This is a genomic window from Mumia sp. (assembly GCF_028803055.1).
Taxonomy (GTDB): domain Bacteria; phylum Actinomycetota; class Actinomycetes; order Propionibacteriales; family Nocardioidaceae; genus Mumia.
Genome location: NZ_JARBCJ010000039.1, coordinates 1 through 20232, shown reverse-complemented (window position 1 = coordinate 20232; position 20232 = coordinate 1). Strand labels below are relative to the sequence as shown.

21 protein-coding genes are annotated in these 20232 nt (G+C 69.5%); 10 read left to right on the top strand and 11 right to left on the bottom strand.

All coding sequences use genetic code 11. The features are described 5' to 3' along the window. Together dapF and hflX are read left to right on the top strand one after the other, a co-directional pair. A partial coding sequence (gene dapF / locus PV363_RS06025; protein WP_301021892.1) for a diaminopimelate epimerase occupies nt 1–699 on the top strand: 699 nt, incomplete at its 5' end. 31 nt (nt 700–730) lie between these two features. Next, a complete protein-coding gene (gene hflX, locus PV363_RS06020; RefSeq protein WP_220341401.1) occupies nt 731–2209 on the top strand; it encodes a GTPase HflX in 1479 nt (492 codons plus the stop codon). A 110-nt stretch (nt 2210–2319) separates the two neighbouring features. Here the strand turns inward: hflX and PV363_RS06015 are convergent, their stop codons facing one another. The 5 genes from PV363_RS06015 to PV363_RS05995 are packed head-to-tail and all read right to left on the bottom strand — an operon-like array spanning nt 2320 to nt 7334. Beyond that, complete coding sequence (locus tag PV363_RS06015; protein ID WP_220341402.1) at nt 2320–3642, bottom strand: ABC transporter substrate-binding protein; 1323 nt, start codon at nt 3640–3642, stop codon at nt 2320–2322. Nucleotides 3643–3647: 5 nt separating this feature from the next. After that, nucleotides 3648–4724, bottom strand: a complete 1077-nt coding sequence (locus tag PV363_RS06010; RefSeq protein ID WP_220341403.1) for a branched-chain amino acid ABC transporter permease — start codon at nt 4722–4724, stop codon at nt 3648–3650. Beyond that, nucleotides 4724–5614 carry a branched-chain amino acid ABC transporter permease gene (locus PV363_RS06005; RefSeq protein WP_255559239.1) on the bottom strand — a complete coding sequence of 297 codons (891 nt, stop codon included), beginning with the start codon at nt 5612–5614 and terminating at the stop codon, nt 4724–4726. Before PV363_RS06005 ends, PV363_RS06010 begins: the two co-directional genes overlap by 1 nt. A 10-nt stretch (nt 5615–5624) precedes the next feature. After that, nucleotides 5625–6344, bottom strand: a complete 720-nt coding sequence (locus tag PV363_RS06000) for an ABC transporter ATP-binding protein (RefSeq protein WP_220365316.1) — start codon at nt 6342–6344, stop codon at nt 5625–5627. 3 nt (nt 6345–6347) lie between these two features. After that, a complete protein-coding gene (locus tag PV363_RS05995; protein ID WP_301021891.1) occupies nt 6348–7334 on the bottom strand; it encodes an ABC transporter ATP-binding protein in 987 nt (328 codons plus the stop codon). Between the two features lie 236 nt (nt 7335–7570). Between PV363_RS05995 and PV363_RS05990 the strand changes: the two genes are divergently transcribed. Further along, nucleotides 7571–9628, top strand: a complete 2058-nt coding sequence (locus PV363_RS05990) for an ATP-dependent DNA helicase (protein ID WP_301021890.1) — start codon at nt 7571–7573, stop codon at nt 9626–9628. A gap of 64 nt (nt 9629–9692) precedes the next feature. On the opposite strand, the gene lexA is transcribed toward PV363_RS05990, so the two are convergent. Then, nucleotides 9693–10406 (bottom strand): transcriptional repressor LexA, encoded by a 714-nt coding sequence (gene lexA, locus PV363_RS05985; protein ID WP_220341406.1) that lies wholly within the window; start codon nt 10404–10406, stop codon nt 9693–9695. Nucleotides 10407–10685: 279 nt separating this feature from the next. Between lexA and PV363_RS05980 the strand changes: the two genes are divergently transcribed. Beyond that, on the top strand, nt 10686–11183 hold the full coding sequence (locus PV363_RS05980; protein WP_220347000.1) for a hypothetical protein: 498 nt from the start codon (nt 10686–10688) through the stop codon (nt 11181–11183). Between the two features lie 9 nt (nt 11184–11192). Here PV363_RS05980 and PV363_RS05975 read toward each other — a convergent pair whose 3' ends face one another. The 5 genes from PV363_RS05975 to PV363_RS05955 all read right to left on the bottom strand — a co-directional run bounded on the left by PV363_RS05975 (nt 11193) and on the right by PV363_RS05955 (nt 14350). Then, nucleotides 11193–12029 (bottom strand): serine hydrolase, encoded by an 837-nt coding sequence (locus tag PV363_RS05975; RefSeq protein WP_301021889.1) that lies wholly within the window; start codon nt 12027–12029, stop codon nt 11193–11195. Then, a complete protein-coding gene (locus PV363_RS05970; RefSeq protein WP_220365313.1) occupies nt 12026–12307 on the bottom strand; it encodes a SelT/SelW/SelH family protein in 282 nt (93 codons plus the stop codon). Before PV363_RS05970 ends, PV363_RS05975 begins: the two co-directional genes overlap by 4 nt. Beyond that, nucleotides 12304–13389 carry a beta-eliminating lyase-related protein gene (locus PV363_RS05965; protein ID WP_301021888.1) on the bottom strand — a complete coding sequence of 362 codons (1086 nt, stop codon included), beginning with the start codon at nt 13387–13389 and terminating at the stop codon, nt 12304–12306. Before PV363_RS05965 ends, PV363_RS05970 begins: the two co-directional genes overlap by 4 nt. A 102-nt stretch (nt 13390–13491) precedes the next feature. Then, nucleotides 13492–13968 carry an SRPBCC domain-containing protein gene (locus tag PV363_RS05960; RefSeq protein ID WP_220341411.1) on the bottom strand — a complete coding sequence of 159 codons (477 nt, stop codon included), beginning with the start codon at nt 13966–13968 and terminating at the stop codon, nt 13492–13494. A 28-nt stretch (nt 13969–13996) separates the two neighbouring features. Next, complete coding sequence (locus PV363_RS05955) at nt 13997–14350, bottom strand: metalloregulator ArsR/SmtB family transcription factor (RefSeq protein WP_220341412.1); 354 nt, start codon at nt 14348–14350, stop codon at nt 13997–13999. A 146-nt stretch (nt 14351–14496) separates the two neighbouring features. Here PV363_RS05955 and PV363_RS05950 point away from each other — a divergent pair, with 146 nt between their 5' ends. From PV363_RS05950 to PV363_RS05925, 6 genes are all read left to right on the top strand, one after another. Continuing rightward, entirely contained in the window at nt 14497–14859 is a 363-nt protein-coding gene (locus PV363_RS05950; protein WP_220347004.1) for a DUF1330 domain-containing protein, read from the top strand. A 51-nt stretch (nt 14860–14910) separates the two neighbouring features. Next, nucleotides 14911–16134 (top strand): hypothetical protein, encoded by a 1224-nt coding sequence (locus PV363_RS05945; protein ID WP_301021887.1) that lies wholly within the window; start codon nt 14911–14913, stop codon nt 16132–16134. A 191-nt stretch (nt 16135–16325) separates the two neighbouring features. Continuing rightward, on the top strand, nt 16326–17552 hold the full coding sequence (locus PV363_RS05940) for a fibronectin type III domain-containing protein (protein WP_301021886.1): 1227 nt from the start codon (nt 16326–16328) through the stop codon (nt 17550–17552). Nucleotides 17553–17608: 56 nt separating this feature from the next. Further along, complete coding sequence (locus PV363_RS05935) at nt 17609–18256, top strand: potassium channel family protein (RefSeq protein ID WP_301021885.1); 648 nt, start codon at nt 17609–17611, stop codon at nt 18254–18256. Between the two features lie 66 nt (nt 18257–18322). Continuing rightward, nucleotides 18323–19561: a fibronectin type III domain-containing protein gene (locus tag PV363_RS05930; protein ID WP_301021884.1), complete on the top strand. Its 1239-nt coding sequence runs from the start codon at nt 18323–18325 to the stop codon at nt 19559–19561. Between the two features lie 15 nt (nt 19562–19576). Continuing rightward, a partial coding sequence (locus PV363_RS05925; RefSeq protein ID WP_301021883.1) for a hypothetical protein occupies nt 19577–20232 on the top strand: 656 nt, incomplete at its 3' end.

Genomic DNA, 20232 nt, shown 5'->3' with positions numbered 1-20232 from the left:
CGGGTGGTGCGGACCGACGCGACCGAGGACCCCGCCGCGGTGGCGGCGCGGGGCGAGGCGATGTGGTTCATGGACTACCGCAACGCGGACGGGTCGATCGCCGAGATGTGCGGCAACGGCGTACGGGTCTTCGCGCGCTACCTGGCCCTGGAAGGGCTCGTCGACTCGTCCGTCCCTGTGCCGGTGGCAACCCGGGACGGCATCAAGGTCGTGACCTACGACGGCGTCGCCATCGCCGTCGACATGGGTGTCCCGCGTCTGCAGGGGGAGTCCAAGGTCGTCGCTGAGGGGACCGCCCGCGCCGCCCGTCAGGTCGACGTCGGCAACCCGCACGCCGTCGCCTTCGTCGACGACCTCGGTCAGGCGGGCACGCTTCTGGTCGAGCCGGAGTACGACCCGGCGGTCTTCCCCGAGGGCGTCAACATCGAGTTCGTCGCGCGGCGAGGCCCGCGTCATGTGGCGATGCGGGTGCACGAGCGGGGTGCGGGCGAGACCCGCTCGTGCGGCACGGGGGCGGTCGCGGCGGCTCTGGCGACGGCAGCGACGGACGGGGCCGATCCCGCCGACGGCGGCGACGTCACCTACCGGGTCGACGTGCCGGGCGGCACGCTCCACGTGACCTGGAAGGCCGACGGGCACGCCGTACTCGCCGGACCGGCCGTCATAATTGCTCGCGGGGATCTCACCTGGCTGGGATGATCGAGGCCACCGCCGACGTTGCAAGGATCAGATGACTGCACAGAACGAAAACCCCACTGACCAGTTCGCCGACACCGCTACCGACGTGCCGTCGGTGGACTCTGTCGATCCGGTGGAGCGCTTCGAGCCCATCGACCTCGACACCCACGACGGTGACCAGCTCGACCTGGCCGACCGCAACTCGCTGAGGCGCGTCGCCGGCCTGTCGACCGAGCTCGAGGACATCTCCGAGGTCGAGTACCGCCAGCTGCGGCTCGAGCGGGTCGTTCTCGTCGGCGTGTGGACAGACGGCTCGGCCACCGATGCCGAGAACTCTCTCGCCGAGCTCAAGCTGCTGGCCGAGACCGCCGGCTCCGAGGTGCTCGACGCCATGGTCCAGCGCCGTCAGCGGCCTGATCCGGCGACGTACGTCGGCCGAGGCAAGGTCGAGGAGCTCGCCGAGATCGTCCAGGCGACCGGCGCCGACACCGTGATCTGCGACGGAGAGCTCGCACCCAGTCAGCTGCGCAACCTCGAGGACCGGACCAAGGTCAAGGTCGTCGACCGTACGGCGTTGATCCTCGACATCTTCGCCCAGCACGCCAAGTCCCGCGAGGGTCGCGCACAGGTGGAGCTCGCGCAGCTCCAGTACATGAAGCAGCGCCTCCGCGGCTGGGGCGGCAACCTGTCTCGTCAGGCCGGCGGCCGCGTCGGTGGCGACGGTGGCGGCATCGGGTCGCGCGGTCCCGGTGAGACCAAGATCGAGACCGATCGCCGTCGCATCAACGACCGGATCGCCAAGCTGCGGCGCGAGCTGACCGAGATGCGCAAGACCCGTGACACCAAGCGCGCGACGCGCCAGCGCAACAAGGTGCCCGGTGTCGTGATCGCGGGATACACCAACGCCGGCAAGTCGAGCCTGCTCAACCGGCTCACGCGCGCCGGGGTCCTGGTCGAGGACGCGCTGTTCGCGACCCTGGACCCGACCACCCGGCGTACGGAGACCTCCGACGGACGCGAGTACACACTCTCCGACACCGTCGGCTTCGTCCGGCACCTTCCTCACCAGCTCGTCGAGGCCTTCCGTTCGACGCTGGAGGAGGTCGCCGACGCCGACCTGGTCTTGCACGTGGTCGACGGCTCGCACCCCGACCCGGAGGGCCAGATCACGGCGGTGCGCGAGGTGTTCGCCGAGATCGGCGCGCTGGACGTGCCGGAGATCATCGTGATCAACAAGGCCGACGCGGCCGACCCGATGGTCGTGTCGCGCCTGCTGGCCCGCGAGCCGCACGCCGTCGTGGTGTCGGCCCGCACCGGCGAGGGCATCGGCGAGCTGCTGTCCGCGGTCGAGGCCGACCTCCCTCAGCCGGCGGTCAAGATCGACGTGGTCCTCCCGTACGACCGGGGCGACCTGCTCAACCAGATCCACCTCCACGGTGAGATCGACACGCTCGAGCACACCGCCCACGGCACTCACGTCGTCGCCCGGGTGCACGACGAGCTCGCGGGCGCCGTCGCCGAGTACGCCTGAGGGGCCCTTCGCCTGACGGGTCGTTCGCCTGACGCCTGACGCGACTGTGCGCTGAGCACCTCGGTCCCCTCCAGGATCGGTGCCCAGCGCACAGCCAGTCTTGCGGGAGGTCAGCTCCCCGGGATGCCCGACTCCGGCGGCGTGCCGACGTCTCCGGTGAACTCCTCGATCTCCGCGTCACCGACGTCGGTCTGGAGGACCGGCGTCTTGTCGGCGGTCGTGCCGTCGGCCTGGATCTGGACCAGCTTCAGGCCACCGATGCCCGCGTGACGGTCCTCGGAGTAGCGGAACGGCACGTAGTTGGGGCCACTCAGCTTGGAGCCGTCCTGCTCGAACGTCTCGACGATCGACTCACGGCTCAGGTCGTCGCCCGCGCGGTTCAGCGCGTCGACGAGCGTGAACGCCTGCGACATGCCGTACACCTTGTAGTTGGTCAGCGGCGAGCCGTCTCCGTACTCGTCCCAGACCTTCTGCCAGAGCTTGGTCCACTCGTTGTCCGGCTCGGAGGCCTGCGGCATGTACGTCGTCGTGTAGACGCCGGCGAGCGGGCTGCTGCCCTTGATCGCGCCCTTGGAGAACTCCTCCAGGAGCGACCCGACGAGACCCGAGTCCGAGCCGACGTTGGTGTAGAACCAGGTCGGCTTGTAGTTGAGCTTCATCGAGACGAGCTGCGAGAGAGCGGTGTACGAGGGCACGTTGAAGCCCACGACCACGTCGGCGCCGGACTTCTGGAGCTCGGCGATCTGCGGACCGACGTCGGTGTTGCCGGGGACGTACGTGACCTTGGAGACGATCTGGTCGGCGATGTACTGCTCGAGACCGCGGGTGCCGTCCTCGCCGAGCTCGTCGTCCTGACCGAAGACACCGACCTTGGCGTCGGGCAGGTTCTCGGCGATGTACTGGCCGATCACCTTGCCCTCCGACTCGTAGTCGGGCTGCCAGCCGAAGGTCATCGGCTTCTCCTTCGGGTCGTCCCACAGGAGGGAGCCGGAGGAGACGGTCAGGTCGGGGACGCCCTCGGCGTTGAGGAAGTTGGTCACCGCCTGGTGGGTGGGGGTGCCCAGACCGGCGACGATCGCGAACACCTCGTCCTTGAGCACGAGCTCGTTGACGACCTCGGACGTCTTGGCAGGGTTGTAGCCGTCGTCCTTCGCGATGAACTCGATGTCGCGGCCGCTGACACCTCCGTTGGCGTTGACGAAGTCGTAGTACGCCTTGTGGCCGAGCGGGATCTCGCTGTAGCCGGGTGCTGCGACACCCGTGAGCGGGAAGTGGCCGCCGATCTTGATCGAGTCCTCGGTCAGACCGGGATCATTCGAGTCGCCGCCGTCTCCGCCGCCGCCGCACGCAGCGACGACCAGTGCGGAGGCAGCCAGCGCGGCTCCGAGTACGAGCCGGCGACTCCGGCGCGCCGATGTGGGCTGATGAGCCATGGATCTCATCCCTTCTGGGTGGGTGTTGCAGGGTTGGGACGGCGCAGTCGTGCACGCCGCCATGCCGTCGAGAGAGTCCCCATCACTCCTCCAGGTGCGAGGAGCATCACGAGGATGAGGACGATGCCGTAGATCAGGGGTGACATCTGTGCGGCCTGGGTGTCCGACAGGCCCGAGCCGGTCGACAGCGAGGTCACCCACGGAGGAAGGAACACCAGCACCGCGGCGCCGATGAACGCGCCGGTGATGCTGCCGAGACCGCCGATCACCGCGGCAGTGAGCACCGAGAGCGAGAGGACGATCGTGAACGCGCTCGGCGCGGCGAGCCGGACGACGATCGCCATCACGGCGCCGGCCAGGCCGGCGTACGCGGCGCTGATGACGAACGCCTGCACCCGGGTACGGCCGAGGTTGATGCCGGCGATCTCTGCGGCGACCTCCTGGTCACGAACGGCACGCCAGTGGCGTCCGATCTTGGACCGGCGGAGGTTGAGTGCGAAGAAGAGGGCCACGACCAGGCACATCAGGCCGAGGTAGGCCACGTACTTGGACGACGTCGCGAACTCGCCGGACACCGCGTCGATGAACGACACGAACCACTCCGGCGGTCGCGGAGACGCGACGGTCAGGCCGACCTCGCCGTTGAAGGTGCCCTTGAAGTAGAGGGCGACGCTCGGGAGAGCCACCGCCAGCGCCAGCGTGGCGCCGGCGAGGTACGGCCCGTGCAGCCGTGCCGCGCCGATGCCGACGACGAACCCGACGACCGACGTGACCACGACGGCGACCAGGGCCACCACCGGGAACGGCAACGGCGTCTCCGTGTCGAGCATCAGCGCGGTCGTATAGGCGCCGACGGCCATCAGCGCCCCGTGGCCCAGCGAGATCTGGCCGTTGAGGCCGGTGAGGGCGGTCAGGCCGATCGCCGCGATGGCGTAGTAGGTGAGCGAGGAGAGCTGCGTGTTGGTGTAGCGGTCGGTGGACTCCAGCAGGAGCATGCCCGCGACCAGGACCGCGAGGCTGATGAGGAGGTTGCGGGTGAGGTTGAGGTCGAGCAGGCGCTTGGTGGTGCTGTCGGTCGACATCAGACCCTCCTGGTCTTGGTGCTGGAGAAGAGACCGCCCGGCTTGAGGAGCAGGACGACCATCAGGAGGACGAACGCGGCCAGGGTGACGAGACCCGAGGCGACGTACCCGGAGACCAGGGAGTTCACCAGGCCGAGGAGGAGGCCACCGACGACCGCGCCGACCGGGCTGTCGAGGCCGCCGATGACCGCGGCGATGAAGCCGAAGACGATGAGCGTCTCCATGTAGCTCGGATAGATGAACTGTCCGCTGGCGACCAGGATGCCCGCCACGGCGCCGACGAGGCCGGCGAGCGCCCACCCGAAGGTGAGCAGGTGGGAGACCTTGACGCCGAGGATGCGCGACACTTCTCCGTCGAAGGCCGCCGCACGCATCGTGAGGCCGAGCTGCGTCTTCTGGAAGAGGAGCGTGAGGCCGACGACCACCACACCGACCGTGCAGAGGATGAAGATGCTCGTCGGGGTGAGCGCGAGGTTCGTGTCACCGACCTGGAAGCCGTTGACTCCGACGGGCGACGGGAAGGACTGGTAGTCCGACCCGAAGAGGATCGCAGCCAGCGCCTGGATCGCGACGTACAGGCCCAGCGTGGCGATCACGATGTTGAGCTCCATGCCGCCCTCGAGCGGGCGGATGACGACACGCTCGAGCACGGCCCCGATGAGGAAGCCGGCGGCGAGAGCGATGGCGAACGCGGCCCAGTAGGGGAAGTCGCGGTTGAGCAGCGTCAGCGCGACGTACGTGGTGAACATCGCCTGCGAGCCCTGGGCGAAGTTGATGATCCGGGTCGACCGGAAGATCAGCACGAGAGCGAGCGCGAAGGCAGCGATCACGATGCCCTGGGTGAGTCCGTTGAGCAGGATGTTGAGGAGCTTCTGGATGTCGCCGTTCATGGTGTCCTCCTCAGAACCCGAGGTATGAGTGGCGCAGGGTGGCGTCGTTGCGCAGGACCTCGGCGGACTCGGTCACGACGACCTTGCCGAGGTTGAGCACGACACCGGTGTGCGCGATGGACAGGGCACTGCGGGCGTTCTGCTCGACGAGGAGCACGGTGAGGCCCGAGTCGGCGACCAGCGTGCGGAGCAGGTCGAAGATCTGCGCCACGATCCGGGGCGCGAGCCCCAGAGACGGCTCGTCGAGCAGCAGGAGGGTCGGCCGGGAGAGCAGCGCGCGGGCGATGACCAGCATCTGGCGCTCGCCGCCCGAGAGCGTGTGCGCCTGTGCACTCCGCCGGTCCCCGAGCACCGGGAACAGCTGGTAGGCGTCGTCGAGCGTACGGACCGGAGCCGGGGTGTCGCTCGGTCGTTTGGCGGCCCCGCGGGCGCCGAGGCGGAGGTTCTCCTCGACGGTCAGCTCGGCGATGACGCCGCGACCCTCGGGGACGTGCGCCATGCCGCGGTGGACCATCGACTCCACGGGAGCCCCGGTGATGTCCGTGCCGTTCAGCGTGACGGTGCCCGCCGCGGGGCGTACGAGGCCGGAAATCGTCCGCAGGAGCGACGTCTTGCCGGCGCCGTTGGCGCCGAGGACCGCGGTGATCCGACCGGCCTCGACCGTCATGTCGACGGAGTCGAGCGCACGAACCGGCCCGTAGCTGGTGGTGAGATCGGTGAGGGTGAGCATGCCTCAGCCCTCCTTCGCGGCGGCGCCGGCAGGGGTGGTCGGGAGCGACGCCGTGTCGATCTCGCTGCCTCCGGTCACGTCCGCACCGAGGTAGGCGGCGACGACCTTAGGGTCGTCCTGGATCTCCGCGGGCGTCCCGCGGGCGATGACCTCGCCGAAGTCGAGGACCGTGATCGTGTTGCAGATGCGCATGACGAGGTCCATGTGGTGCTCGACGAGGAGCACCGACATGCGGCCGGTGAGGCGCCCGACGAGGTCGCCGAGCTCGTCCATCTCGCCCTCGGAGAGCCCAGCCGCAGGCTCGTCGAGGAGCAGGAGACGCGGCTCGGCCACGAGGGCACGGGCGAGCGCGACCTTCTTCTGCTCCGGGTAGGGCAGCATCCCGGGATAACGGGGCGCGAGGTGTGCGGCGCCGAGGTCGGTGAGGGCCTGCATCGCCCGCTCGCGAAGCGCCTTCTCGTCACGGCGTCCCCGAGGCAGCCCCAGGGCGGCCGAGGCGAAGCCGCTCTCCGAACGGACCCCCGCGCCCGTCATCACGTTCTCGAGGGCGCTCATGCCGGCAAAGAGCCCGACGCCCTGGAGCGTCCGGGCGATGCCGAGACCTGCCAGGTCGTGCGGCCGGAGGCGGGTGAGCTCGTGGCCCTCCCACGTCAGCGTGCCGGAGTCGGGGCGGACGAACCCGCAGCAGACGTTGAAGAAGGTGGTCTTGCCGGCGCCGTTCGGGCCGATCACGCCGTGGACCTGTCCGGGCTCGACGGTGAGGCCGACGTCGCCCAGGGCAACGAGGCCACCGAACCGTACGGTCACGCCCTCGGCGGTGAATCGGCCGTCGTTCGTGACGGAGCCGTCCGCGGCGGGCGAGGACTCCGCAGAGGCCGTGGTCGAGGAGTCCGCCGAGGCATCTGTCGAGGCATCCGTCGAGGCGGTGGGTGGTCCGGTTGGTGAGCCCCCTGGTGGGGGCTCGGGGGTGGGCTCGATGGGAGGGGTCATGCGAGTCCTTCCGAGGTGCAGTGTCGTGCGGCCGGGGACGGTGGTGTGACCCCGGACACATGGCGGTGTTGCCCGGCGAACGCTACCGATTCGGGGGAACTAAGCAAGCGCTTAGTCGCGGTGGGTGTCCAATTGTTACCGGATGGTGACGCGGGCCACACATCGGGGGTGTCGCGCTGCCGGGGGCCTGTGAGTCGCTCGGCCGTGAGCGGCCGTGCTCTCGGTAGGCTGCGTCGGTGACCTCGTCGATCTCGGACCCGCCCCTCGCGACCGCCGACCCCGGTCGCCACGCCAAGCTGCGTGCGGTGCTCCACGCCGCCGTCGCAGCGGTGGGTGGTGTCGAGCGGCCGGGCCAGGTGGAGATGGCGGAGGCGGTGTCCGACGCGTTCAGCGGAGGTGAGCACCTGCTCGTCCAGGCCGGCACCGGCACCGGCAAGTCGCTCGGCTATCTCGTTCCGAGCCTTCTCCACGATCGCCGCGTGGTGGTCGCGACCGCGACGCTCAACCTCCAGCACCAGCTCGTCGAGCGAGACATCCCCGCCCTCCTCGACGGGGCAGGCGCGGTGCTCGAGCGCACGCCGCGTGCCGCCGTGGTCAAAGGTCGCGGCAACTATGCGTGCCTCCACCGGATCCGCGAAGGAGCGCCCGACGACCAAGGTGTGCTCATCGAGGCACCGAGCGGGTCGCTCGGGGAGGAGGTCGTGACGCTCCGTGCCTGGGCAGAGGAGGAGTCCGACCGCGGAGGCGTCGGCGACCGGGACGCCGCGCCGTCGCACACCGAGCGGGCGTGGCGGCAGGTCAGCGTCCACGCGCGGGAGTGCCTCGGCGCGTCGCGCTGCCCGTACGCGATGGAGTGCTTCGCCGAGGCGGCCCGCGACCATGCGGCCGGCGCCGAACTCGTCGTGACCAACCACGCCCTGCTCGCGATCGACGCGATCGACGGGGTGCCCATGCTCCCTGAGTACGACACCGTGGTCATCGACGAGGCGCACGAGCTCGTCGCGCGGGTGACCCAGGCGTCGACCGCCGAGCTCGCCCCGCCATCGGTGGAGCGGGCGGCTCGCCGCGCCCGCTCGTACGTCCGTGGGCGCGAGGCCGATGACCTCGAGGACGCCTCGGATGCTCTCCGCGAGGCGCTGGAGGTGACGGCGCCCGGCCGGATCGCCTCGCCGTCGGACCAGCTGGCCGACGCGCTGAGCCTCGTGCGCGACGCCGCCCGGGACTGTCACTCGGCGATGCCGAAGGAGCCCAAGGACTCCGGCGACGGTGACGCCGCCCGGCAGCAGGCGAAGGCGATGGTCGACGACGTGCGCAAGGTCGCCGAGCGGATGGCTGCGGCCTCCGAGGCCGACGTGCTGTGGATGGCCGAGCGGGAGGGTGCCCGGGGTGGCAACGAGCTGCGGATCGCACCTGTCGACGTCGCGCTCACGCTCCGCGACAAGCTGTTCGCCGAGAACACCGTCGTGCTGACGAGTGCGACGCTCAAGCTCGGCGGCGGATTCGACCCGGTGGCGCGCAGCGTCGGGCTGTGGGCGTCCGACCGTACGGAGGAGGGCGCGTCCGGCGGTCGCGGTGACAGCGGCGGGGACGATGACGGCGACGGGTCACCGGCGTCGTACGCCTGGCGTGCGATCGACGTCGGGTCGCCGTTCGACTACGCCAAGCAAGGCATGCTCTACGTCGCGCGGCATCTCCCTCCGCCGGGACGCGACGGGATGGGTGCCGCGGCCCTGGACGAGATCGTCGATCTGGTGCGAGCCGCCGGTGGGCGCACGCTCGGGCTGTTCTCGTCGCGGCGCGGCGCGGAGGCGGCTACCGAGGCCGTGCGCGAGCGGATGCCCGACGTCGAGGTTCTGTGTCAGGGTGACGCGCAGCTCCCCGAGCTGGCGAGGCGGTTCGTGGAGGACCCGCGCACGTGCCTGTTCGGCACGCTCAGCCTGTGGCAGGGGATCGACCTGCCGGGGGAGACGTGCCAGCTGGTGATCATCGACCGCATCCCGTTCCCCCGCCCGGACGACCCGTTGATGAGCGCGAGGCAGCGGCTCGTGGAGCGGCACGGCGGCAACGGTTTCATGCAGGTCGCCGCGACCCACGCCGCGCTCCTGCTGGCGCAGGGGTCGGGGCGCCTGATCCGACGCGCCGACGACAAGGGCGTCGTCGCCGTGCTCGACTCACGACTGGCCACCGCGCGGTACGGCAGCTTCTTGGCGTCCTCGATGCCGCCGATGTGGCGTACGGTCGACCGCGAGCTCGTGCTCGGCGCGCTGCGGCGCCTGGACGCCGGAGCGTCCTGAGCGCCGCAGCCGCTGACGGTCTCGCCTGCGCGGGTCTCGACGAGGTTGGTCTCGCCTGCGCGGGTCAGACCCGCCGCATGACTGTCGTGACCTTGCCGAGGATGGTGGCGTCGGTGCCGTCGATCGGGTCGTATGCCGGGTTGTGCGGCAGGAGCCAGACCTTGCCGTCCTTGCGCTGGAGCGTCTTGACGGTGGCCTCTCCGTCGAGAAGGGCGGCGACGATCTCGCCGTTCTCCGCGGTCGGCTGCTGCCGGATCACGACGTAGTCTCCGTCGCAGATCGCCGCCTCGACCATCGAGTCGCCGCGCACCTCGAGCATGAAGAGCGTGCCCTCGCCGACCAGCGTGCGGGGGAGGGGCATGACCTCCTCGACGCGCTCCTCGGCGAGGATCGGGCCGCCGGCGGCGATCCGGCCGACCATCGGGACGAACGCGGGCTCCGGGCGGGAGTCGCCCGCGCCCGTCTCGTCGAAGCCGAAGTCGACCGCGTCACCGATCGACCGGCGCGCCGCGAGGATGTCGGGCAGGAAGACCTCGATCGCGCGGGGGCGGTTGGGGTCGCGGCGGACGAAGCCGTTGCGCTCGAGCACCTTGAGCTGGTGAGCGACGGAGGAGACGCTGGCGAGACCGACGGCCGCGCCGATCTCGCGCATGCTCGGCGGATAGCCGCGTTGCTCGAGCGACTCGCGGATGATCTCGAGGACGCGGCGCTGACGCGGAGTCAGCCCGCTCGCGTCCGGCGGTCCGTCGGGGAGCTCGGAAACCTCGGCCTTCGTCATGGCCCTGACACTAGACCGCGGCGCCGGTGTGATCAAACATATGTTCGATCGTGTCGGCGTGTCGTGATGAAGTCGTCCTCAGGCGCCCATCTGGCGGACACGTCGAAAGCATGTTCGAACGGTCCTTCCAATTCTGTCGGTCGGTGTGATTAGGTTCGTACACATGTTCGATCGAACGCACGTTCGGCAACCCGCTCGGTTTCCGGTCCGGATGCACGAGCTGATCCGCCGCCTCGCTTCGGTCGGCAGACCGTACGAGTCCGAGAGATGGAGGACACGATGAGCACCGTCCGCAGCACCCTCGAGCGTCCCGTCGCCGACCGCACCGTCGTCGCGATCGACACGCCGCTGATGCGCTGCATCGAGCGGCACCCGGCGGGCCGGGGGATGCGCGGCGACCGTCGGTCCGCTCCGCGACCAGGCCCGCGGCCCGGGCCTCGGCCTCGTCGGCAGCAGCCGGCCGACCGCACCCGCGGTCGATCGGGCTACCGCCTGACCCGCCGTGGTCGGTTCGTCGTCTTCATCGCAGCCCTGATCGCGATCGCCGGCCTCACCGTGGCTCTGGGTGCGCGGGTCATCGCGACCTCCGAGCAGGCCGAGCCCGTCCCCAGTCGCGTGGTCACGCTCGAGCCAGGGCAGACCGTGTGGGACCTCGCCTCAGAGGCCAACCCCGAGGGTGACATCCGGTCGACCGTCAAGGACATCGCCGATCTCAACTCGTTGACGAGCGCGGGCGAGGTCACGGCAGGCGAGACGATCTACGTCCCGATCTACTGAGCCCGAGCCCTACTGGGTCGACACGCCGCGGTCGTCGGTGACCACCTCGCGCAGCCAGGTGCCCAGGGCGTTCATGGCGCGCAGGACGTGGTCGCGTACGGACGGCTCGGCGCCGTCGCTCCACTCGGCGATGGCCGCGTAGGCGACGGTTTGGGCGGGACCCGAGACCACTCCGGTGTCGGCTCGCACGTCGGAGGTCGTGCCGGTCTTGTTCCAGAGCACGATGCCGCGGTCCGGATCGGTGTGCGCGAGCGGATCCAGCCCGAAGGCGTTCGCGACCATGTAGAGATCGGTGTTCGCCGCGAGCCATCCGCTGACCCGTTCGCTGATCCCGGGCGAGAGGATCTCGCGACGGTGCAGACCCGCACAGAAGCCGGCGAGGTCGGTGGCGCAGCCGACGGACAGGGCCGGCGGGTGCTCGGGCCCACGGTCGTCGCGCACCCGGTCGAGGAGCCGGCTGCGCTGCATCCCGATGCGTTCCGCCGTGGCAGTCACGGTGTCGAGACCGAGACGACGAAGCAGGACGTTGGTCGCCAGGTTGTCACTCACCGCGCCGATCAGTGCACACACGTCGGTGACGGGCAGCGTGTCGGTGGCGAGCCGATACCAGAGGCCCGAGTCGGCGACCCAGTCGTCGGCGCTGCGGCTGAGCTGCTCGGCGGGATCGATCCGCTCGGTCGCGATCTGGTGTGCCGCCTCGACGAGCAGCACGAGCTTGCCGATGCTCGCCGTGGGCAGCACCAGCGCCGGCTGGATGGCCGCGAGCACTTCGTCGCTGTCGGCATCACGCACCTCGAGGGACCAGCGGACGGAGTCGTCCGGCCGGGGGAGAGGCGGCTCGCTCATCGATCGCGGTCCGCGTGCCCGAGAGGTCGGTCCGGATCGATGTGGTCCCGGACCCGGCGCTTCAGCTCCGCCGCGTCCGGGAAGCCGCCGTGGACGGCGCGGTCCCACACGACGTCGTCGTCGACCGTGATCCGGAAGACGCCTCCGGTCGCGGGCACGAGCGTCACCGAGCCGAGCTCGGTCCCGAACGTGCTCAGCAGCTCCTGGGCCATCCATCCCGCGCGAAGCAGCCACTGGCACAACGTGCAGTAGGTGATCTCGACGCGGGGCTGCGTCATCCGAACGCCTTGTGCAACGCCGTAAGGAATGCTGCGACGTCCTCCTCGGTGGTGTCCCACGAGCACATCCACCGGGACTCGACGAGGTCCGGGTGGGATCCCGCGCGCCAGTCGTAGAACGGGTGCTCGACCCGTACCGCGTCGGCAACCGCCCGCGGAAGCGTGGCGAAGACGACGTTGGCCTGGGTCGGGTTCGCGACGTGCAGCAGCGGCGCCCCCGACTCGTGTACACGTCCGTCCCGTGCGAGCTCGTCGGCCAACGCGTCGACGCCGGCGCGCAGCTGCGTCGCCCGGGCGTTGGCTGCGGTCGCGTTCGCGAGCCAGAGATCGCGCTCCGGATCGAGGAGTGCGGCGAGCTGCGCGGAGACGTACCGCATCTTCGACGCCAGCTGCATCGACATCTTGCGGATGAACTCGATCCCGTGGACTGCGCCCGGGTTCAGGACGACCACCGCCTCGCCGAGGAGGATGCCGTTCTTCGTGCCGCCGAACGACAGCACGTCGACGCCGAGGTCGGTGGTGAGCGCGCGGAGCGAGAGGCCGAGGTGCGCGGCGGCGTTCGCGATCCGTGCCCCGTCGACGTGGACGCTCATCCCATAGGCGTGCGCGGTGTCCACCAGGCCACGGACCTCGTCGGCCGAGTAGACGGTGCCGAGCTCGGTGGACTGCGTCAGCGACACGGCCAGCGGCTGTGCGCGGTGCGGGTCGCCGAGGTTGATCGTGTACTCGCCGAAGGACTGCGGGACCATCTTGCCGTCCGGCGCGGCGACCGGGAGCAGCTTGATGCCGGCGACACGCTCGGGGGCGCCGTTCTCGTCGGTGTGGAGGTGCGCGACGTCGGTGACGATCGCCGATCCCCAACGGGGGAGGAGAGCACCGAGGGAGACGACGTTGGCGCCGGTGCCGTTGAACACGGGATACGCCTGGGCCTGGTCGCCGAAGTGGTGCCGTACGAGCTCGGTGAGTCGTGCCGTCCACCGGTCCTCGCCGTAGGAGACCGCGTGCCCGTCGTTCGCCGCAGCGATCGCCTCGAGGATCGCGGGATGGGCGGGGGCGTAGTTGTCTGATGCGAACGCTGCCACGTCCGCCAGCCTAGTGCCGCCGCCCGCTTTCCCGATGTGACGGGTTGTGCACCGAATCTTCTGCGGAAAGGGTGCGGAACCCATCACATCGGGGGCGGAGTCTCAGGAGTCGGCGAGGAGCTTCTCGAGGCGGACGAAGCCCTCCTCCATCCCGCCCTCCATGCCGGACTCGACCATCCCGTCGCGGTCCTCGACCGAGGCGAACGCGCTGATAGCGTCCATCCGGGTCCGGCCGTCGCCGAGGTCGGTGAAGCGGAGGGTCTCCAGCGACACGTGACCGGGCATCCCTTCGAACTCGAACGTGCGCGTGATGCCGTTCTCGACCGAGGGCTCACCGTGGTAGACGCCTCGGAACACGTACTCGTTGCCGTCGGGCTCCCTCTGGAGCCAGCGCCAGCGGCCGCCGTCGCGGACCTCGTTGACGATGATCTCGGTCTCGAGCCTGTCGGGGCCGAGCCACTTCTTCTGCCACTCGTCGTCGACGTTGGCGTGGAACAGACGCTGGGGCGTCGTGGTGAACGTCCGGCTGAACTCGATGGTCGAGGTGCCGGGCGTTGCCGTGACTGTGAGGTCGGACATGGTTCCCCCTGAGGGTCTCGGTGATCGGTCAGGACGTGGCAGACGGTGGCTCGGAGTCGATGGCGTCGGCCTCGGCGAGGAGTGCGTCCAGGCGGGCGAAGCTGTCCTCCCAGTACGCGCGGTAGTCGGCGATCCAGTCGGTCGCCTCCTTCAGCGGTGCCGCCTCGAGGTGGCTGAGCCGCATGGTCCCCTGCTGCGTACGAGACACCAGGCCAGCCCGCTCGAGGACCCTGAGGTGCCGCGACACCGCCGGCTGCGACATCGCGAACATCGAGGTGAGCTCGTTGACGCTGGCGTCACCGTGGGCGAGCCGCCCGAGGATCGCGCGGCGGGTCGGGTCCGCGAGGGCCCCGAACACGGCGTCCAGCTCGTCGTCCGTCATTCGCCATAACCAATCTGTTTTATAACTGATTGGTTTTAGAGTGCGGCCCAGTCGCGCCAGATGTCAACCCCATGACCTCAGAGGTCATCGACTCGTGCCCGTCCCGTCAAGCAGGCTCGGAGCCTCACCTACCGAGAGGATCACTGATGACTGCCTACGCAATCGCCCACATTCGCGAGATCACGATGGGACCCGACATCGTCGAGTACCTGGAGCGGATCGACGCGACGCTCGCCCCGTACGGCGGCCGGTTCCTCGTGCACGGAGCCGACGTGCGCACCCTGGAAGGCGAGTGGCCGGGCGACATCGTCATCATCGCCTTCCCCGACCATGACCACGCGACGCGCTGGTACGAGTCAGACCCGTACCAGGCGATCCTGCCGCTGCGTACAGAGAACTCCGACTCGGTCGCGATCCTCGTCGACGGGGTGGGGGACGACCATCGCGCAACGGACATCCTGGGCCGCGCTGGCGCGACCGGCACGCCTCTGCCCGCCGAACAAATCTGAGTGCCGTGACCCCCTGCGCGCGCACGGTGGAACGCGAAGGGGGAGATTCCAATGAACAGAACGATCCGCGTGGTCGGCCTCGGGGCCGCAGGCGCACTCATCGGCGGCACCCTTGTCGCCACTGCGCCGACGGCCTCGGCCGACGACGTCAACACCGCTCCGGTACGCAAGATCACCGGCGCCACCACCAGCCCGTTCGGCCTGGCCAAGGTCGGAGGGCGAACCTACGTAGCCAACTTCGGTCAGAACAACGTGGTCGTCTACGCCGCCGGTGCTAACGGCGCGGCGATGCCGATCCGCACGATGAACAGTGGGCTGAACTCTCCGCGTGGCGTCGACGTCGACACCAACGGGTTCACGTACGTCGCCAACAACAACGGTCTCGTCTCGGTCTTCGCGCCGGACGCCGACACCGGCGACGCACCGGTCAAGACGTTCGGGACCGGCGCGGGCGCCGCCCTGGGCCTCGACATCGGCCCGACGGGCAGCATCTTCGTCCGCAAGGCGACGACCATCAACGTCTACTCGCCGGCCGCGGCAGGCAACCCGGCGTCAACCACGCGTCAGATCACTGGCCTGCCCGCGGGCAACGGTGTGCACGTCACGAGCAACGGGGCGACCTGGGCCGACGCCGGCGCGGCGCTGCGTGCGTACGCGTCGAACGCCAACGGCGGCGCGACGCCGCTCCGGACGATCTCCGGGGCGAAGACGGAGCTCGCGGCACCCATCGTCGGGATCGGCACCGACTCCAAGGGACGTGTTTATGCGTCGAACTTCAACGCCGTCAGCACGGTGGTCGCCTTCTCGGCGTCCGCGGAAGGCAACGTGGCTCCGCTGAAGGTCCTCGGCGGACCGGCGACACAGCTCAGCAGCCCGGGGCATCTCTCCGTGGCCGGTGATGGAGGACTGACCGTCGCCAACTTCGGCGGACCGTCCGTCCTCGAGTTCCGAACGCTCTTCCCGAAGCCGGCCCCGGTCGTCAAGGTCCCGGGCAAGCCGCGGGCGTTGAAGGTCGCCGGCAAGCAGAGGGCCAAGACGCGCAAGGTCTCGTGGAAGGCACCCGCCAACAACGGCGGCGCAAGGATCACCGGCTACCGGCTCGTCGTCAAGAAGGGCAACAGGGTTCTCCTGAGGAAGAACTTCGGGGCGAGCAAGCGGTCGTACAAGATCAAGCGCTCCAAGCTGCGCAACGGCAAGAACGTCGTGCTGATCAAGGCCAAGAACACGAAGGGCTTCGGCAAGAACGCCAAGAAGTCGTTCCGCGTGCGCAAGTAGGTCCGCACGGTCCGCAGTGGCGGGGCTGGCTCTCGGGAGCCGGCTCCGCCATTTCGATGTCACTCGAATTGCCTTGCGGAGGCCGAAGTCGGCAGCCAAGAATGCCGGGCACCCGTCGTACAAGCGGGATCATCACGTCCAAACCCCCCCTCGGAGGAGATCCTCCAGGACGTGCGGACGTAGGAGGAACCATGAGAAGAACTCATTTCGTCGGCATCGCCGCCAGTGCGGCGCTGGCCGGTGGTCTGCTGGTCAGCGCTCCTGCCGAGGCAGCACCGGGCGACCCGGTCAGCGTCCGACCTGAGCGGACGATCATCGGTACGAAGGCAGGGGCAAAGCCGCCCTGGGACGTGCACCTCAGCGCGTCCGGACGGACGTACGCGGCCGACTTCCACCGTGATCGTGTCGTGGTCTACCGGGCAGGAGCCCGCGGCAAAGCGCGTCCGCTGTACTCCCTTCGGGGAGCGCGGAGCCGTATCTTCGAGCCTCGTGGCATCGCGCGTGACTCCGTGGGGCGTCTCTACGTCGCCAACGGGAACAAGCGTGTCCTCGTCTTCGGCAAGAATGCACGCGGCAACGTGCGGCCGATTCGTGTGCTGCGTACTGGGATGGCTGTCGGCTCGGTGTCGATGACACCGGACAACCGGCTGATGGTCGCGGGCTCGAACGGCATCAAGATCTACCGCCGCTCGGCCTCGGGCACGGCGAAGCCGGTGCGCCAGATTGCCGGTGACAAGGCAGAGCTCGGCGGGGTGATCGACGTGAAGATGAACGTCGACGGTCGCATCTGGGCGACGTTCGGGGAGGGAGAGTTCATCTCCGTCTTCGCGCCGGGTGCGAACGGCAACGTGGCGCCGGAGCGCAGGATCACCGCCGACTGGCCCGGAGCGGGCCTGTGGGAGCCGGAGCCGCTCGCCTTCGACCGTGCGGGGCGTGCCTACATCGGTCTGCACTCGGGCCACGTCTACATCCTGGGTCCTAGCGCGACGGGCGAGGCCACGCCTCAGCTCGTCGTCAGCAACCGGCGGCACGGCCACGTCGACGGCCTTTCGGTCAGTCGTACGGGCAAGGTCGCCGTCACTGGCAACAACAGGATCACCGTCTATCCGCGGTTGCGGGCGATCACGGTGCCGTGGGCAGCGCGGGGAGTCTCGGTGTCAGGATCGCCGACGGCGACCAACCGGGTCGTGCGCTGGGCGCGGCCGCTGGGAGACGGTGGCGCGAGCGTCACCCGCTACCGCGTCACGGTCAAGCAGGGGACCCGGACGGTCAAGGTCGCCCGGCTGAAGGCATCGCGACGTTCCTACACACTGAAGCGGAGCACCCTGCCTGCTGGGACGAGCACGGTCGTCGTCCAGGCACGGAACCGCAAGGGATACGGCCCGGGCACGCCGCTGACCTTCACGGTCACGCGGTAGCACCGGCGAGACATAGGCACTGCGGATGACGGCGGCGAGCCCTAGGCTCACGTGTCGTGGACGGGCATGGGCGGGGGACACGCCGGGACCGGTACGGCATCGTGCTCGCTCTGCTCGCCGTCGTCATCCTGCTGGTCCCCGTCGACAGCAGTGCGCTGCGTCCGCTGGTGACCGCGCTGCTCGGCGCGGTGCTGCTCTTCGCGCAGAGGACCTCGGGAGCGCGCCGCTCGGTGATGGTGACCTCGGCGGTGCTGGCTGCCGTCGCTGTCGTCGTCTCGGGCGGCGCTCAGGGCTTCGACAGCGAGACGGCCGTCTCCGTCTACTCGATCACTGTCATCCTGCTCTGCCTCGCGACCATCACGACGATCGGCGTGCACGTCCTCCGCGACCCGTCGTTGGACGTGCACATCGTCCTCGGTGTCATCGCGGTCTACGTCCTCCTGGGGATCGCCTTCGCCGGTACGTATTCCGTGGTGGGGATCGTGCAAGGAGGCTTCTTCGCCCAAGGCGGGGCCGACGACGACGCGGTGAACTACTTCTACTTCAGCCTGATCACGATCACGACGACAGGCTTCGGCGATCTCTCGCCGGTGACGGACACGGGCAAGATCCTGGCGGCGCTGGAGGCGCTGATCGGGCAGGTCTATCTCGTGACCGTGGTGGCCCTCGCGGTGTCCGGTGTGACGCGCCGCCGTCGGGCCTAGGCGTCTGCTGCTCGACGCACGCGTAAACGGTCACACCTCACTCCAACGACGAAAGCAGGGCGCACCATGCGCATCTCACGATTAGCTGCCGCCGCTACCGCGGCGGTCATGACGGCCGGCGGCCTCGTACTCGCCGGCTCCCTGTCCGCGTCGGCGGACACGGTGGACACACCGCCGCGCGTCATCGGGGGGGATCGGGCGAAGGTCGCTGACGCCCAGGACCTCGCGATCGGGCCCGACGGCACGACGTACGCCATGAGGACGAGCCCTCCTTCGGTACGGGTGTTCGCAGGCGACGCGCGCGGCAACGCCAAGCCGCTGCGCGTGAGCAAGGTGCCCAACGCCTCGTCCGAGTCGGAAAGCAGCCTCGCGGTAGATGCGGCCGGTCGGGTCTACGTGGTGGCACCGAACGACGACTACACGGAGATCGAGGTGTATGCGCCGCGGTTCGCCAAGCGCGCACCGCTCCGCAGGCTCATCGTCGACGACGTGGGAGGGTCGATGGCGGTCTCGCCCACCGGTGAGGTCGCCATCCTCAAATGGGACGGTGACGCGATCGAGGTGTACGGCCGGAATGCCCGTGGGAGAGCGACGCCGATCCGCGTGATCAAGGGACCGGCGACGGGACTGGTTGGCCCGGAACAGGGACACCAGCTCGCCGTAGGCCCCGACGGGCGAGTCTGGGCCTCGAAGATCTCGTCCTCCGCTCTTGTTGCGTTCGCGCCGGGCGCTCGGGGAAACGTCGCTCCAGCGGTGCGTATCGACGGCCCCCGAACAGGGCTTAGCCCGCGTGGAGCCCTGCCTCGCGTCGACGCGGCCGGTCGAGTGTACGCGTTGCAGCAAGGCCGTGTCAGCGTCTTCGCGCCCTCAGCGAACGGAGACGTCGCTCCGCTGAAGGTGCTCAACGTGCCGCTTCCCCGCACGCGTCGCCCTGGGCTCTCGGTGGGCGCGAGGGGCGACATGGTGACGTCGATCGGGAAGCGGTCGATCGGCGTGTGGCGAACGCTGTTCCCGACACGGCCGTCCAAGGTGCGGGCGGTCCGTGTGACCGGCAAAGGTGCGGCCGCGAAGCGGACCGTGCGGTGGAAGAAGCCGTCGTACGACGGTGGCCGTGCGGTGCAGAAGTACAGGGTCGTCATCCGCAAGGGCTCGAAGGTGCTGCGGGCGAAGTCGCTGAAGCCTGGCCGGCGGTCGTACACGGTGCGGAAGTCGGCGCTGCGTCGCGGGAAGCTCACGGTGACGGTGCGGGCGAAGACGGCGAAGGGCTGGAGCCCGAAGGCCGTCAAGAAGTTCCGGGTTCGGTAGGGGGAGGGAAGACGAATGAGGACAAGACGATCGATCGCCGCCGCGGGGAGCATCGTGCTCGTCGCGGGCGGTGTGACCATGGCAGGAGCGAGCGCCGCGGACGCAGACACCGTCGACTACGGCCCGGGCCGGGTCATCGGTGGCTCGCGCGCCCAGGTCGAGAACGCTCAGGCGGTGGGGATCGCTCCCGACGCGACGACGTTCGTCGCCCGGGCGCTCTCCGACCGCGTACGCGTCTTCGGTCCCCGTGCAGACGGCAACGTCAGTCCGTCTCACGTCGTGGCTCCGGGGCCCGCAGGAGACGAGGTGGACATCGACCTGGCGTCGGATGGCTCGGGCAACACCTACATGCTCAGGTCCATCATCGAGGGCGAGGCGAACGTCCTCACGTATGGCCCGCGCTTCTCGGGGACGAACCCTCTGAGGCGCCTTTGGGTTCCGACCTACTCCCGAGCGTTGGCCGTCTCGCCGAGGGGTGATCTGGTCGTGGCCACGGCGAACGAGCTGTGGTTGTACCCGCCGGGGGCCACGGACCAGGAGGACGTCGGTGTCATCCTCGTGGACCAGGTCCCCGGGCAGCCTGCGGGCGGCGTGCGGGACGTCGCTGTCGACCGTCGGGGCTGGATCTGGGCGGCGACTGCCAAGGGCGTGCTCGGGTTCGCGCCCGGCGC

Excerpts from the sequence above, each read along its gene's own strand:
- hflX (WP_220341401.1), top strand. The coding sequence starts at position 731 with ATGACTGCACAGAACGAAAACCCCACTGACCAGTTCGCCGACACCGCT.
- PV363_RS06015 (WP_220341402.1), bottom strand. The coding sequence starts at position 3,642 with ATGGCTCATCAGCCCACATCGGCGCGCCGGAGTCGCCGGCTCGTACTC.
- PV363_RS06010 (WP_220341403.1), bottom strand. The coding sequence starts at position 4,724 with ATGTCGACCGACAGCACCACCAAGCGCCTGCTCGACCTCAACCTCACC.
- PV363_RS06005 (WP_255559239.1), bottom strand. The coding sequence starts at position 5,614 with ATGAACGGCGACATCCAGAAGCTCCTCAACATCCTGCTCAACGGACTC.
- PV363_RS06000 (WP_220365316.1), bottom strand. The coding sequence starts at position 6,344 with ATGCTCACCCTCACCGATCTCACCACCAGCTACGGGCCGGTTCGTGCG.
- PV363_RS05995 (WP_301021891.1), bottom strand. The coding sequence starts at position 7,334 with ATGACCCCTCCCATCGAGCCCACCCCCGAGCCCCCACCAGGGGGCTCA.
- lexA (WP_220341406.1), bottom strand. The coding sequence starts at position 10,406 with ATGACGAAGGCCGAGGTTTCCGAGCTCCCCGACGGACCGCCGGACGCG.
- PV363_RS05980 (WP_220347000.1), top strand. The coding sequence starts at position 10,686 with ATGAGCACCGTCCGCAGCACCCTCGAGCGTCCCGTCGCCGACCGCACC.
- PV363_RS05975 (WP_301021889.1), bottom strand. The coding sequence starts at position 12,029 with ATGAGCGAGCCGCCTCTCCCCCGGCCGGACGACTCCGTCCGCTGGTCC.
- PV363_RS05970 (WP_220365313.1), bottom strand. The coding sequence starts at position 12,307 with ATGACGCAGCCCCGCGTCGAGATCACCTACTGCACGTTGTGCCAGTGG.
- PV363_RS05960 (WP_220341411.1), bottom strand. The coding sequence starts at position 13,968 with ATGTCCGACCTCACAGTCACGGCAACGCCCGGCACCTCGACCATCGAG.
- PV363_RS05955 (WP_220341412.1), bottom strand. The coding sequence starts at position 14,350 with ATGACGGACGACGAGCTGGACGCCGTGTTCGGGGCCCTCGCGGACCCG.
- PV363_RS05950 (WP_220347004.1), top strand. The coding sequence starts at position 14,497 with ATGACTGCCTACGCAATCGCCCACATTCGCGAGATCACGATGGGACCC.
- PV363_RS05945 (WP_301021887.1), top strand. The coding sequence starts at position 14,911 with ATGAACAGAACGATCCGCGTGGTCGGCCTCGGGGCCGCAGGCGCACTC.
- PV363_RS05940 (WP_301021886.1), top strand. The coding sequence starts at position 16,326 with ATGAGAAGAACTCATTTCGTCGGCATCGCCGCCAGTGCGGCGCTGGCC.
- PV363_RS05930 (WP_301021884.1), top strand. The coding sequence starts at position 18,323 with ATGCGCATCTCACGATTAGCTGCCGCCGCTACCGCGGCGGTCATGACG.